This window comes from Streptomyces sp. NPDC001515, from assembly GCF_053597115.1.
In genome coordinates, this window is sequence record NZ_JBSFHN010000035.1 from 1 (window position 1) to 13,366 (window position 13,366).

General features: G+C 72.8%; 13 protein-coding genes and 1 tRNA gene. 3 read left to right on the plus strand and 11 right to left on the minus strand.

What is annotated here, in order from left to right:
• Positions 1-387 precede the first annotated feature (387 nt).
• Together ACWCXC_RS29790 and ACWCXC_RS29795 are read right to left on the minus strand one after the other, a co-directional pair.
• Complete coding sequence (locus ACWCXC_RS29790) at positions 388-738, minus strand: hypothetical protein (RefSeq protein WP_450891053.1); 351 nt, start codon at positions 736-738, stop codon at positions 388-390.
• A gap of 102 nt (positions 739-840) precedes the next feature.
• Positions 841-1,023 (minus strand): helix-turn-helix domain-containing protein, encoded by a 183-nt coding sequence (locus tag ACWCXC_RS29795; protein ID WP_450891054.1) that lies wholly within the window; start codon positions 1,021-1,023, stop codon positions 841-843.
• Positions 1,024-1,159: 136 nt separating this feature from the next.
• Here ACWCXC_RS29795 and ACWCXC_RS29800 point away from each other — a divergent pair, with 136 nt between their 5' ends.
• Together ACWCXC_RS29800 and ACWCXC_RS29805 are read left to right on the plus strand one after the other, a co-directional pair.
• On the plus strand, positions 1,160-1,723 hold the full coding sequence (locus ACWCXC_RS29800) for a hypothetical protein (protein ID WP_450891055.1): 564 nt from the start codon (positions 1,160-1,162) through the stop codon (positions 1,721-1,723).
• A 31-nt stretch (positions 1,724-1,754) separates the two neighbouring features.
• The gene (locus ACWCXC_RS29805; protein ID WP_450891056.1) at positions 1,755-3,026 is read left to right on the plus strand and encodes a tyrosine-type recombinase/integrase; all 1,272 of its coding nucleotides are present in this window, start codon (positions 1,755-1,757) and stop codon (positions 3,024-3,026) included.
• Between the two features lie 88 nt (positions 3,027-3,114).
• Here ACWCXC_RS29805 and ACWCXC_RS29810 read toward each other — a convergent pair.
• A tRNA-Leu gene (locus tag ACWCXC_RS29810) sits at positions 3,115-3,202 on the minus strand.
• 199 nt (positions 3,203-3,401) lie between these two features.
• Here ACWCXC_RS29810 and ACWCXC_RS29815 point away from each other — a divergent pair.
• The gene (locus ACWCXC_RS29815) at positions 3,402-4,706 is read left to right on the plus strand and encodes a DUF2254 domain-containing protein (protein ID WP_450891057.1); all 1,305 of its coding nucleotides are present in this window, start codon (positions 3,402-3,404) and stop codon (positions 4,704-4,706) included.
• A gap of 106 nt (positions 4,707-4,812) precedes the next feature.
• Here ACWCXC_RS29815 and ACWCXC_RS29820 read toward each other — a convergent pair whose 3' ends face one another.
• Genes ACWCXC_RS29820 through ACWCXC_RS29855 form a run of 8 tightly spaced genes read right to left on the minus strand, consistent with a single transcriptional unit; the run spans position 4,813 to position 13,285 of the window.
• On the minus strand, positions 4,813-5,961 hold the full coding sequence (locus tag ACWCXC_RS29820; protein ID WP_450682950.1) for a sugar phosphate isomerase/epimerase family protein: 1,149 nt from the start codon (positions 5,959-5,961) through the stop codon (positions 4,813-4,815).
• A 47-nt stretch (positions 5,962-6,008) separates the two neighbouring features.
• The gene (locus ACWCXC_RS29825) at positions 6,009-7,406 is read right to left on the minus strand and encodes an alkaline phosphatase family protein (RefSeq protein WP_450891058.1); all 1,398 of its coding nucleotides are present in this window, start codon (positions 7,404-7,406) and stop codon (positions 6,009-6,011) included.
• Positions 7,403-8,578: a metabolite traffic protein EboE gene (eboE, locus tag ACWCXC_RS29830; RefSeq protein ID WP_450891059.1), complete on the minus strand. Its 1,176-nt coding sequence runs from the start codon at positions 8,576-8,578 to the stop codon at positions 7,403-7,405. The genes ACWCXC_RS29825 and eboE overlap by 4 nt, the downstream gene beginning before the upstream one ends.
• A 4-nt stretch (positions 8,579-8,582) precedes the next feature.
• Positions 8,583-9,431 (minus strand): TatD family hydrolase, encoded by an 849-nt coding sequence (locus ACWCXC_RS29835; protein WP_450682953.1) that lies wholly within the window; start codon positions 9,429-9,431, stop codon positions 8,583-8,585.
• Positions 9,431-10,135: an EboA domain-containing protein gene (locus ACWCXC_RS29840; protein WP_450891060.1), complete on the minus strand. Its 705-nt coding sequence runs from the start codon at positions 10,133-10,135 to the stop codon at positions 9,431-9,433. The genes ACWCXC_RS29835 and ACWCXC_RS29840 overlap by 1 nt, the downstream gene beginning before the upstream one ends.
• The gene (locus ACWCXC_RS29845; protein WP_450682955.1) at positions 10,132-11,010 is read right to left on the minus strand and encodes a sugar phosphate isomerase/epimerase family protein; all 879 of its coding nucleotides are present in this window, start codon (positions 11,008-11,010) and stop codon (positions 10,132-10,134) included. Before ACWCXC_RS29845 ends, ACWCXC_RS29840 begins: the two co-directional genes overlap by 4 nt.
• The gene (locus ACWCXC_RS29850; protein ID WP_450891061.1) at positions 11,007-12,170 is read right to left on the minus strand and encodes an SCO3242 family prenyltransferase; all 1,164 of its coding nucleotides are present in this window, start codon (positions 12,168-12,170) and stop codon (positions 11,007-11,009) included. The genes ACWCXC_RS29845 and ACWCXC_RS29850 overlap by 4 nt, the downstream gene beginning before the upstream one ends.
• The gene (locus ACWCXC_RS29855) at positions 12,167-13,285 is read right to left on the minus strand and encodes an inositol-3-phosphate synthase (RefSeq protein ID WP_450891062.1); all 1,119 of its coding nucleotides are present in this window, start codon (positions 13,283-13,285) and stop codon (positions 12,167-12,169) included. The genes ACWCXC_RS29850 and ACWCXC_RS29855 overlap by 4 nt, the downstream gene beginning before the upstream one ends.
• Between the last annotated feature and the right edge of the window lie 81 nt (positions 13,286-13,366).

Consider the following 13,366-nt stretch of genomic DNA (forward strand, 5'->3'; position numbering starts at 1 on the left):
CAGGAGTCCACACAACCCCCGATGATCACGCGGTGGCCGTACCCGTTTCCAGCCGGGTCCACCAGCAAGATCGCGAAGTCAGACTGGAGTACTAGCTTCCTGGGCCTTCCCTCTGTCGGCCCTCCGGGCCGCACTGGTGAAGCGGCTTCCGACTATGGCGGCGGAGCCGCCCACCGCCGCCTACTCCTTCGCCGGTGCACTGCCACGGTGGGCGCTGCCGCGCCCCGCTTCTGTTCGCCGCTGAGACAAGAGGCTCCCCTCTGTCGGCCCCGGGGGGGCCGCACTGCACTGGAGCCAAATAGATAAGAGAGGACTTGAACATTCGCGCGGGTCAGGTGCGATATGAGCACACGCGAGACGTGCTCTGACTACACGCGTGGTGTGCGGTCACCTGTCCTGGTGGACGCGGCAGGGTACCGGCGCACCCTTGGCCTTCTGGAACAGGTGAGGCGGTAGCACCAGGCAGGCCGCGCCGGAACGGGGCGAGACGAGGTGCAACTCCTTGGCGCGTGCTACCGCGTTGCGGGTGCCCTGGTCGGACAGTCGCTTGCCTTCTTTGCCGAGCAGTGCGGCCAGTCGGCCCGGCTCGAACGCGGCGTGCCCCTGCCGGTCTGCCCATCCGATGGCAGCGAAGTGCACCCGGTAGGAGAGCGGGTGTCCATGGTTCTGCGCCATGCGCCGGTACTCGCGCCGAGAGACCCCGCCCCATGGGCGGTCATGGCCGAAGCTGATAGCCACTGGTTGCGGCTCCTTCCTGTGTGGCGCACACGGGTGCGCCAGTGACCCCCGCCGGACGGCGGGACATGTGCCCCCCTTCGTGAGGCGGGCGTGCGGGTGGCGTCAGCCAGTGGCCAGGCAGTCCCGATCGATCCAGCGGTCCACGTCGACAAGGCGGAAGCGGAGGTGTCCGCCGATCTTGCGGGCGGGGATGTTGAGTGGGCGGTGGTTGTTGTAGACCCATGCGGGCGTGACGCCCAGGTACTCGGCCAGTTCGGCGACGCTCATCAGTCGGGCGTTCTCCAACGGGTGATCTCCTCTGTCTGCGGTGGGGGTCCCCTTCAGGGGCTGCCCATCCTGCACTATCAGTCTGGGTCAGTCAAAGCCGGATGAGTCACACCCGGACTTGCCTGGTGTGGTTGCGTTCCGTACGGTGTCGCTCATGACGAACACCGTTGATCACGAGGACGGCCCCGCACCCCGTGCGGGCATCGAACAGGTGCAGCGCATCGGCGCATGGAAGGTCACCCTGTGGCTTCCGCTCGACTCCGCTTCGGGCGGTCCGCAGGAAATCCGGATCGAAGCTCACGAGGAAGGCGACGCCCAGGAGGTTGCGCGCGGTATCACCAGCACGGTTCTGCGCCAGATCGACACGACTGCTTTCGCGGAAGAGTTGGGCCCGCTGGCGGAGCTGGCGAACGCCGGGAAAAAGGCGGTCGAGAACTTCCGGCGTGACCTGGCCAGCCTGCCCAAGGGGGTCTCTGACGAGTACCTCGCCGTGGTCTCAGCCCTCTACGTGCGCTTCGTGAACGCCGGACGGCGCGCACCCGCTCGGGACCTGGAGCTGTGGACAGGCGCGAAGCAAGCCACGTTGAAGGGTCACCTCCGGGCGGCGCGTCAGCGTGGCTTCCTGACCAAGGTCGAAGGCAAGGCGGGCGGACAACTCACAGACAAAGCGATCGAGACCCTGAAGGGGGTCAACGTTGCAGGCGTGCCGCAGCCGTAGTGGCTGCGGTAGAACGAGGGGGAGACAGTAGGTGGCGAAGCGTGGCAACGGGATGGGAGGCACTCCGGTGCTCATCCCGCGCAAGGGGCGGGCAGGCACGTGGGGTGTCCGTACGCCTGAACACTTCAACAAGGCGACGGGGAAGCGGGATCTCTTTTGGACAGGGCGGGAGTTCAAGAACAAGACGGCGGCGGAGAAGGCGCTTCGGCAGTGGACGACCGACTACGAAGCGGGCAAGGTCGCCGCCCGGTCGGACATGAAGCTGGGTGACTGGCTGGACAAGTGGCTGTCGAATCACAGGAAGGAGGGGGCGACCGTGGCCGGGTACGAGACGAAGATCCGCCTGCACATCAAGCCGCACATCGGCAGCGTGAAACTGTGCGAGGTCACGGACGACACCTTGGATGACCTCTACCGGCTGCTGGAGACAGCGCCGTGCCCGACGAACAACGGCAAGCCCTTGGGGGTGAAGACTGTCCGACACGTCCACAACATCCTGTCTGGCGCTCTCGGCGCGGCAGCGCCGAAGCTGATACCCGCGAACCCGGCAGCGACCGCGCACCCGCCCACCGCCCGGCAGATCCGGGCACAGGAACAGAGGTACCCGCCCCTGGACGACGGACAGACGGCGCGCTTCCTGGCCTCCGCGTGGGAGCCCTGCGGCAACAGAGCCTGTGACGGCGGCCTGACTCACCACTACCTCCGTGACGCCCCTCTGTGGACTGTGTACGCCGCTACTGGCGTGCGGCCCAGTGAGGCACTGGGCATGAAGTGGTCCCTAGTGAACTGGGATGAGGGGTCCATCGAACTGGACTGGGTGGTGATCGAGGAGGGCAACGCCTACCGTCTGCGCAAGCTCACCAAGGACGGCGACGACAACGCGCGGATCTACGTGGACCAGTCCGTGATGAACGTCCTGAAGTGGCAGCGGGAACGCCAGGACACGGAGCGGGAACGGCTCGGCCCTGCATGGGCGGACCATGACCTGGTGTTCGCTCGGGACGGCTTCAAGCTGTACCGGGGTGAGGCGGGCGGACCGCAGGACCCCGAGAAGGTGTCGGCACGGTGGCGCACCCTGCGCACCCGGCTTCACCTACCCGAGGACTTCCGCATCCACGACTGGCGGCACAGCAAGGTCACGAACGACCTGGAGGCCGGGGAGAACCCCGTTGAGGTCTCCGCCAACGTCCGGCACCACTCGCCGGGCTACACCATGGCCCGGTACGGGCACTCACGTAAGGACGGAGCGCGGCGGCTGGCCGCTTCCGGAGCGGGCCGACTCGGGCTGTCATCCCTGGTCTGACCAGGAGATTCGCCCGGCTGTTGGTCACGTGGTTGGTCACGCCACAGCCGGAGAAACAGAAAAACCCCACGTGAAGTGGGGTCTCTGCTGGTGTCCGAGGGGGGACTTGAACCCCCACGCCCGATAAAGGGCACTAGCACCTCAAGCTAGCGCGTCTGCCATTCCGCCACCCGGACCAGGTGGTCGGCCCCGGTTTCCCGCGGCGACAAAGAAAACAATACCAGGGGTTTGGGGTGCCTCTCACCTGCATATCCGGTGGTCATCGCCCTGAAAGGAAGGGCCCGACGGGCGGGGTGGGCGGAGCGTGAGGGAGTGCGTACACACCGTGCGGGCGGGTGCTTCGGCGGGCGGGCCGGGCGGGTTACGTTCGCGGGCATGAGTGATCGCGGCCACCGGCCACCCCGGGCGCTGTCGCCCCTGCGCGAGCATCTGCGCGAGACCTTCTGGTTCGCTCCGGCCGCGACGCTGGTCTGCGCCGTCGCGCTCTGGCTGGCGGCGTCGGCGCTGGACGAGCGGATCATCGCGTATCTGAAGGACGAGGGGGCGTACGAGGAGATCAGGGACCTGGTCTCGATCGCCGAGGACACCAGGACGATCGTCGTCACGGTCAGCTCGGCGATGATGACGTTCATCGGTGTGGTCTTCAGCATCTCGCTGGTGGCCGTGCAGATGGCGAGCGGGCAGCTCACGCCCCGGGTGGTGCGGATCTTCGTACGGAGCCGGATCAGCAAGCTCACGCTGTCGGTGTTCCTGGCGACGTTCGTGTTCTCGCTGCTGGTGCTCAGTTCGTACGAGAGCACGGCCGATCCGCGCCGCGTGGTGTCGGTGCCGTTCCTGCAGAGTGTGCTGACCGCCCTGCTCGTCGCGCTCAGCCTGCTGCTCTTCATCGCGTACGTCAGCTCCACCCTGCGGCTCATGCAGGTCGGGCCGGTCGTCGACCGGATCACCCGGGAATCGTTCCGGGCGCTGGGGCGGATGCCCGTCGGCCGGCCGGAGCCGGAGGCCGTGCCCGCGGAGACCGGGGTGATCCGGTACGAGGGGCGGGCCGGGGTGCTGCGGGACGTGAACGTGGTCCGGCTGGTCCGGGCGGCGCGGCGGCAGGGGGCCGTGCTGCGGCTGATCCCCCGGCTCGGGGACTTCGTCGTGCCGGGCACGCCGGTGCTCGCGGTGCACGGCGGGAGCGCGCCGGGGCGGCGGGCGCTGCGGTACACGGTGTCGGTGGGGGTCGAGCGCACCCTGCACCAGGATCCGGCGTTCGGGCTGCGCCAGTTGTCCGACATCGCGCTGCGCGCGCTGTCGACGTCGGTGAACGATCCCACGACGGCCGTGCAGTGCCTGGACCGCGTCGTGCAGTTCCTCGCGGCGCTCGCGCCGCTCCCCCTGGGCACCGTCCACCACCGGGACCGGGCCGGCGCGGTGCGGCTGGTGCAGCCGGTGCCGACCTGGGAGGGGTTCGTGGATCTCGGCTTCGAGGAGATCCGGCGCTGCGCCCCGGACAGTCCGCAGGTCACCCGGCGGCTGCTGGCGGCCTTCGACGATCTGGCCCTGCTGGCCGGGCCCGAGCGGCAGGGCCCGCTGCTGCGGCACCGCGCGCTGCTGGTGCGGGCGGTGGAGCGCACGGTGCCGGACGAGTCCGAGCGGGCGTTCGCGCTGCTGCCGGACCGGCAGGGCATCGGCTGAGCGGCGGCGCCCGGGCCGGGTGCGCCGACGGGCCTCTCCGCGGGGTGCGGGGAGGCCCGTCGTGCGCGGCGCACCGGAGCCGGTTGCGGGACCGCCGGAGCGGGTGCTACTTGCGCAGCGCCGCCAGGTGGTCGTAGCCGATCCGGGCGTGGGTCAGGGACTGGGCGGGGTCGGACGAGCTGGGCGCGTTGTCCTGCTCGACCATCGGGTTGTGGTAGTTCTTCGCGCCGACGCGGCGGAAGAAGGTCCGGTAGTCGATGACGCCGGTGCCGAACGGGACCATGTCGTAGCCCTGGCCGTTGGTGGTGTTGACGACGCCGTCCTTGGCGTGGAACAGCGGGTAGCGCTTGGTGTGGGAGCGGACCAGGGCGGCCGGGTCGAAGACGTTCTCGCGGGTGGAGCCGTCGTGGGCGGTGTAGGTGTGGAACTTGTACTGGGCGACGTGCGCCCAGTAGATGTCCATCTCCAGCCAGACGTGCTTGGGGTCGGTCTGCTGGAGGAAGTACTCCAGCTTGCGGATGCCGGAGCTGCGGGTGGGGCGGCCCTGGGCGTCGAGCGGGCCGCCGTCGAGCAGGAAGCCGTAGGCGGCGTCGTGGTTGTGGGTGTAGAGCTTGATCCCGGCGGAGGTGGCGATGCGTCCGAGGACGTTCCACTTCTCGGCGGCCAGGTCCCAGTCGGCCCGGTAGGCGCTGCCGGTGGGGTCGCCGCCGGTGCCCATGTGGTCCATGCCGAGGATGTTCGCGATCTCCAGGTGGCGCTTGAACTCGTCCAGGTCGGCCGTGGTGAGCGGCCAGGAGCCGGGGATGAAGCCGTGGTTGCCCTGGGCCCGCAGTCCCGACTCGTCGAGCCAGGAGCGCAGCAGCTTGGCTCCCTCGACGGTCTGGAGGTTGCCGCCGCCGGGGGCGTTGGCGTGCTGGCCGTATCCGGCGAACTCGACCTGCCGGTAGCCGTAGCGGGCGAGTTCGGCGAAGACCTCGCGGAAGCCGGAGGGCAGGTCCGTGCTGAGCGGGTCGCGGCCGGTGGCGTCGCGCACGGTGTAGAGGATGATGCCCCGCTTGTCCGCCGGGACCAGGGACAGGCCCTTCCCGTTGCCCCGGTCGGGGGCGGGCTGGGCGAAGGCCGGCGCGGCACCGAAGACGGGCGCGGCGACGGCGCCCGCCGCGACGGCCGTACAGGTGCTCAGGAAGCCCCGGCGGCTGATGCCGAGGCTGCGGCGCAGGGCTTCGTCCGAACCGGATTCGTTGTACGCGGTCACGATCTGTCTCCTTGTCGAGGGTGTGCGGGAACCACTGCGCGGGCCGGTCATGCGAGGCCGGCGAGTGCGAGGAGCAGGGACTTCACTTCGGTGGCCCGGACCGGGCCGGTGAACGCGTGGGGGGTGGAGCAGAGGATGAGCGGACCTTCGTCGTCGCTCGTGGGCAGGCGGCCGTGGCTGCCGCGGATGGGGGACGGGTCGAGCGGCACGACCGCCATGCGGTAGCGCATCCCGAGCTTCTTGCGGGCGACGGCGGTGGCCGCCCTGACCCGGACGTAGGGATCCTCGGGGTCCATGAAGAGTTCCACGGGGTCGTAGCCGGGTTTGCGGTGGATCTCGACGAGCTGCGCGAAGTCGGGGGCGCGGGCGTCGTCGAGCCAGTAGTAGTACGTGAACCAGGCGTCCGGTGCGGCGACGGCGACGAGTTCGCCGGAGCGGGGGTGGTCCAGGCCGTGGGCCTTCTTCCCCTCGTCGTCCAGGAGCTGTTCGATGCCCGGCAGCTCCGCCAGGGCGGCGCGGGCCGCTTCCAGGTCCTCGGGGCGCCGTACGTAGACGTGGGCGAGCTGGTGGTCGGCGACGGCGAAGGCGCGGGAGGCCATCGGGTCGAGGTATTCCATGCCGTCCTGGGTGTGGACCTCCAGGAGGCCGGCGCGGCGCAGCGCCCGGTTGATGTCGACGGGGCGGTCGACGCGGGTGATGCCGTACTCGGAGAGCGCCACGACGGTGCGGCCCTCGCGGCGGGCGTCGTCCAGGAGCGGGGCGAGGGCCCGGTCCAGTTCGGCGGCGGCGGCGAAGGCGCGCGGGTCGTCGGGGCCGTAGCGCTGGAGGTCGTAGTCGAGATGGGGGACGTAGCACAGGGCCAGGTCGGGGTGGCGGGTGTCGAGGATGTGCCGGGTGGCGTCGATGATCCACTGCGAGGAGACGAGGTCGGCACCGGGTCCCCAGAAGTGGAAGAGGGGGAACGTGCCGAGTGTGTCGGTGAGTTCGTCGTGGAGGGCGGGCGGGCGGGTGTAGCAGTCGGGTTCCTTGCGGCCGTCGGCGTAGTAGACGGGGCGCGGGGTGACGGTGATGTCGGTGTCGGCGCCCATGGCGTACCACCAGCAGATGTTGGCGACGGTGTAGCCGGGGTGGGCGCGGCGGGCGGCGTCCCAGAGCTTGTCGCCGGAGACGAGTCCGTTGTGCTGGCGCCACAGGAGGACGTCGCCGAGTTCGCGGAAGTACCAGCCGTTGGCGACGATGCCGTGCTCGGCGGGGGTGGTTCCGGTGAGGAAGGTGGACTGGGCGGCGCAGGTCACGGCGGGGAGCACGGTGCCGAGCGGGGCGTGGGTGCCGGACTCTCCGAGCGCCTTGAGGCGGGGCATGTGGTCCAGGAGCCGGGGGGTGAGGCCGACGACGTCGAGGACGAGGAGCGGGGTGGGCGTGGGGGTCGCGCCGGCGGTGGTCATGGCAGTTCCTTGAGGCCGAGGTCGACCAGGAGGTCGCGGGCGAGGGTGAGTTCGGCGGCGATGCCGTCGGCGAGCTGGACGCGGGTGCGGGGGCGCAGTTCGGCCGGGAGCGCCTGCCAGGTGTACGTCTCCACCTCCAGGTGCCGGGTGCGCGGGTGGGCGCCGCCGGCCAGCCGGGCGAGCGCGGTGCGCAGGACGGGCAGGGTGGAGGTGAGCGGGGGTGCGGGCGGGGCGTGCAGGGGGACGTGGAAGTGGGCGCGCCACGGGGAGCCGTCGGGCAGCGCGTCTCCCCCGACGGCTTCGCCGAGGTCGTCGGTGCCGCGCAGTCCGGCGGCGGTCGCGGTGCGGGTCTGGTGGAGGAAGCGGGGTTCGGCGAAGGCGGCCAGCGCGGTGCGGACCTCGGGGAGGTGGGGGTGTTCGGCGTGCAGGGCGGCGGAGAGCTGGGTCTTGACGACGGGGACGCCGGCCGCGTCCAGGGCGTCGAACGCGGTGTCCGGGTCCTCGAAGGAGGTGGCGAGGTGGCACGTGTCGACGCAGACGCCGATGCGGGGGTGGCCGACCTCGGTGAGGGGGGCGATGGCCCCGGCGGTGGTCTCGACGGTGCAGCCGGGTTCGGGTTCCAGGCCGATGCGGATGGACTTGCCCGTGAGGTCGGCCAGGGCGTCGAGCCGTTCGCCGAGGGTGGTGAGGGCGGCCAGGGCGGTGCGGGCGGCGTCGGGGTCGCCGGTGTACGGGGTGCGCCAGGCCAGCGGCAGGGTGGAGACGGTGCCCTCGGTGACGTCGTCGGGGAGCAGGGCGGCGAGGAGCCGGGCGAGGTCGGTGGTGTGGGCGAGGCGTTCCGGGTCGGTCCAGTCCGGCTTGTAGACCCGGTACTTGACCTCCTCGGCGCCGAACCCCTCGTAGGGGAAGCCGTTGAGGGTGACGACCTCCAAGCCGCGCGCGTCGAGTTCGGCCCGCAGGGCGCGCAGCCGTGCGGGGTCGTCGGTCAGGGCGCGGGCGGCGTCGCGGGCGAGCCAGAGGCCGATGCCGAGGCGGTCGCGGCCGAGCCGTTTGCGTACGGGTTCGCAGTGGTCGCGCAGTTGCGCCCGGACGCCGTCGAGGGTTTCGGCGGGGTGGACGTTGGTGCAGTACGCGAGGTGGAGGACGGTGCCGTCGGGGTGCCGGAAGCGCATCGCCTCACTCCCCGCCGCGCAGGATGGAGTTGCCCTCGTGGAGGGGTTCGGGGGCGGGCATGTCGAGGTGGAGGCGGCCGCTCTGGCCGTAGAAGGCGACGGGGTTGCGCCACAGGACGAGGTCGACGTCGTCCTCGGTGAAGCCGGCGGCGAGCATCGCGTCGGCCACCCTGCGGGTCTTGAGGGGGTCGCTTCTCCCCCAGTCGGCGGCCGAGTTGACGAGGATCCGCTCGGTTCCGTACGTCTGGAGGACGGCGACCATGCGGTCCTCGTCCATCTTGGTGTCGGGATAGATCGAGAACCCGGCCCAGCAGCCGCTGTCGAGGGCGTCCTGGACGGTCGTCTCGTTGAGGTGGTCGAGCAGGACGCGCTCGGGGGCCAGGGCGGACTCGCGTACCACGTCGATGGTGCGGTGCAGTCCGGCGAGCTTGTCCCGGTGCGGGGTGTGGACGAGGGCCGGGAGTCCGTGGTCGGCGGCCAGTTGGAGCTGGGCGGCGAGCGCGGTGTCCTCGGCCGGGGTCATGGAGTCGTAGCCGATCTCCCCGACGGCGACGACGGAGTCCTTGACGAGGTAGCGGGGCAGGGCGTCGAGGACGGGGGTGCAGCGCGGGTCGTTCGCCTCCTTGGGGTTGAGGGCGAGGGTGCAGTGGTGGGCGATGCCGTACTGCGCGGCGCGGAAGGGCTCCCAGCCGAGCAGGGCGTCGAAGTAGTCGAGGAAGCTGGCGGGCGAGGTGCGGGGCTGGCCGAGCCAGAAGGAGGGTTCGACGAGGGCGCGGACCCCGGCGTCGTACATCGCCCGGTAGTCGTCCGTGGTGCGGGAGGTCATGTGGATGTGCGGGTCGAAGATGCGCATCAGGACTCCTGCGTGGGGGGCGTCGGGGCGGCGGGGGCCGTGGGAGCGGACGGGGCCGTGGGGGCCGCGAGGGACAGCGCGCGGTGCAGGTCGGCGGGGACGGCGCGGCCGGCGGCGGTGCGTTCGGCGGCGAAGTCCCGGAGCATCCGGGCGAGTTCGGCGTCGTCGCGGGCGCGCCGGTCCAGCGCGTCGACGGCGTCGAGGGGGACGCCGGTGAACAGGCACTTCAGGACGGCGTGGCGCCAGGCGTGCGGGGCCAGGTGGGCGGCGGCGTACGGTCCGACGGCGGCGGCCACGAGGGTGGTGTCATTGGTGCGCAGGGCGTCCTCGACCAGCGGGAGCGCGGTGTCCCCGAGCCCGAGCGCGGGCAGGGTCCGCAGCACGGCGCGGCGTTCGGCGGCGGTGCCCTGCTCGTAGAGCCGGGTCAGGGTGGGCAGGCCGGCGCGTGCCTCGGTGAGCAGCAGCGCGCGTACGGAGTCGCCGTGCTCACGTCCGCAGTGGCGGCCGGCGGCGGCGTACCGCAGTTCCCACGGGGGGACGGCGTAGCCGCCGGTGGGGGCGGAGTCCGGGCGGGTGACGGCGTGGGCGGCCTCGGCCAGTGCCTCGTCGAGCCAGGCGCGGGCGGCTCCGCCGAGCAGGGCGTCGAGTTCCTCGCGGGTCAGGAGTGCGGGAAGGAGCGGGGGCAGGACGGGGGCCGGGGTCATGACGTACTCCTTTCGGAGGTCGCGGGGACCGGCCGGTGCGTGTTCAGGAAGTCGAGGCTGGTACGGGCGAGTTCGGGTCCGGCGTGGGAGTGGCGGGGCAGCTCGACGACGGTGAGCCCCAGGTATCCGGCGGTGCCGAGCGCGTCGAGCGCGTCGAGCACCGGCGGGAAGTCGATCTCCCCGTCGCCGAAGGGCAGGTGCTCGTGCACGCCGCACCGCATGTCCTCGATCTGGACGTGGCGCAGCCAGGGGGCGGCGGCGCGGACGCAGTCGGCGGGCGACGCGGTCTCCAGGCACTGGCAGTGGCCGATGTCCAGGGTGAGGCCGAGCGGGTCCGGGTTCCCGCACAGGGCGCGCAGGCGGTGGAAGTCGTCGATCCGGGCGACGAGGTGGCCGGGCTCCGGTTCGACGGCCAGCGGCACGCCCGCGCGCGCGGCGGCCTCCAGGACCGGGGCAAGCGCGCCGGTCAGCCGCTGCCAGGCGGTGTCAGGGTCGGTGCCCGGCGGCATCACCCCGCTGAAGCAGTGCACGGCGTGGGCGCCGAGGTCGACGGCGACGTCCACGGCCCGGACGAGCAGCGCGGTGCGGGCGGCGCGGGCCTCGGGGTCGGGGTCGAGCAGGGAGGGGCCGTGCTTGCGGCGCGGGTCGAGGACGTAGCGGGCCCCGGTCTCCACGGTGACACCGAGCCCCAGCGCGCCGAGGCGGGCGGCGACCCGGCGGGTCCGGGCCGCGAGGTCCGGGGCCATCGGGTCCAGGTGCATGTGGTCGAGGGTGAGGCCGACACCGTCGTAGCCGAGGTCGGCGAGGAGCGCGAGGGCGTCGTCCAGACGGAGGTCGGTGAGCCCGTTGGTGCCGTAGCCGAGGCGCAGGGTCATGTGGGGCTCACCTTCCGGGAGAGGGCGCGGGCGAGCGGGACGAGGCCCATGACGGCGAGCCCCGTTCGGGCGGCCCCGGCGCGGGCCGCCAGGGCGGCCTGGAGCGGGATCATCGCCCGGATGCCCCCGCCGACCGCGCGCTGGGTGAGCGCCGGCGAGGGGTTGAGCGCGGCGTGGGCGAGGGGCCGGGCAGCGGTGCGGAGGTACGCCCCGGCCAGGGCGGTGCGCAGCAGCCCTCCGGGAGTCGCGGCGGCCGGGCCGGCCGCGCCCCGCCCGGCGGCCACCGCCCCGCCGAGCGCGGTGACGGCCGCGAGGGCCGCGAGGGGGGCCGTGGTCGATCCGCCGTGCGCCTCGTGGCGGGAGACGGCGGTGACGGCGTACGTGTGGGCGGTGAGGAGCGCTGCGGCGGCGAGGACGGAGCGCGGAGCGGGAAGGGACAAGGAGGCCGGGAGGGACGCGGGGGCGGGAAGGGACAAGGAGGCCGGGCCACCGGTGGCCCGGAGCTTCGTCGTCGGCTGCGCGCGGAGGGCGGAGGCCGGGGCCTGCGTCGGCGGCTGGGTGCCGGACGCGGCGGGCCGGGCCGTCGCGCTCGGGGTGGTGGGCAGGGCGGGGGCCACGGGCCCGGGGGCCCTGACGCGTCCCTTCCGTGACGGGGCGGGGCCGTCGCCCAAGGGCGCCGTCCGTCCCGCTCCCGCTCCGCGCCGGCCCTGCGCCGTCGCGGTCGCCGTCGCGCCGAGGAGCAGGTCCAGGCCCCGGGCGGCGGCCATCGCGGCGGGGCCGGCGGGGGTGTGCTTGAGGCGGAGGTCGTAGGCCCAGACGGTGGCGGCGAGGCCGGTGGCGACGGTGAGGGCGGGGCGTCCGGCGCGGGCGGCGAGGGCGAGTCCGGCGGCGGTCAGGGCGCCTGCGGCGGTGAGCGCGGCACGCGGGGTGATCCGGCCCGAGGGGATCGGCCGGTGCGGCCGGTCGACGGCGTCCTCGTCGCGGTCCGCCCAGTCGTTGAGCGCCATGCCGGCCTCGTACAGGCAGAGCGAGGCCCCCGCGGCCAGGGCCGTGGCACGGCAGGGGCGCAGTCCGGCCGCGGCGGCGCCGGCGAGGGCGTCGCCGGGCACGGTGAAGAGCGCGGAGATCCTGAGGAGTTCCGCCCAGGCGGCTGCCGTCATCGCTCGTCCCTCAGCCGCTCGGCGAAGGCGAGGAGGGAGAGGTACTGCTCGGAGAGGGCGGCGGGCCCGCCGTCCGGGTCCTTGAAGTAGAAAGCCAGCTCCGGGCGCGGTCCGCTCAGCCCCGCCTCGTGGGCGCGGGCGAGCAGCCGGGCCAGATCGAGGACGAGGGGCGCGGCGAGGGCGGAGTCGCAGCCCTGCCAGGTCGTCTGGAGGACCATCCGGGCGCCGAGGAATCCGTCGAAGGCGATGTGGTCCCAGGCGGTCTTCCAGTCGCCGAGGGCGGGTACGTCGTCGATGTGGACCTCGCCCTCGGGGGCGGCGCCGAGGGTGTCGGCGAGGACGCGTTCCTTGCCGGCGTTCTTCGCGGCGGCCGCGGCGGGGTCGGCGAGGGCCGCGCCGTCGCCGCCGCCCAGCAGATTGGTGCCGGACCAGGCGCGGACGGGCAGGGCGCGCTGGACGAACATCGGGGCGAGGACCGAGCGCAGGAGGGTCTGGCCGGTCTTGCCGTCCCGTCCGGCGTACGGGAGTCCTGCGGTCGCGGCGGCGTCCCGGAGTGCGGGGGCGTGCAGTCCGGTGGAGGGGGTGAAGTTGACGTAGGCGCAGCCGGCCCGGAGCGCGGCGGCGGCGTACAGGGAGCTGGCGGGGAGCCGTGCGGCGTCGGCGGCGGGGGCGGGTTCGGTGGAGGCGACGTTGACGACGACGGTGCGGGCGAGTGCGCCCCGGCGGGTGAAGTCGGTGAGGTCGGCGGCGAAGGCCGCGATGAGTTCCTCGTCGGTGCGGGTGTCGCCGGGCAGCGGGCCGCCGGGGCGGATCTCCGCGTCGGCGGCGGCGAGTTCGGCGTGCACGGCGGAGGGCAGTCCGTGCGGCAGGACGCCGCCCTCGGCCAGCGCCTCGGCGCGTTTGGGGAGCGGGCAGTCGAGGGTGTCGTGTCCGCCGAAGACGAGCGTGGACAGGGACGGCAGTCCGCTGTCGGCGAAAGCGGCGGTCTCGGTGACCATGCCGGCCGCCGGGTGGAGGCCCGCCGCGAGCGCCGCGCATCCCGCCGTGGCGGTGGTGGCGACGGAGCCGCGTGCTCCGATGAACCAGACTCCGGTACGAACGGCGTGTGCTGACACGGGACTGCCTCCCTGGCTGGTGGTCCTGGCTGGGCGGAGGGGTGGCGCTGTACGGGAGGGGGCCGGGGTGGTGGTGGCCGG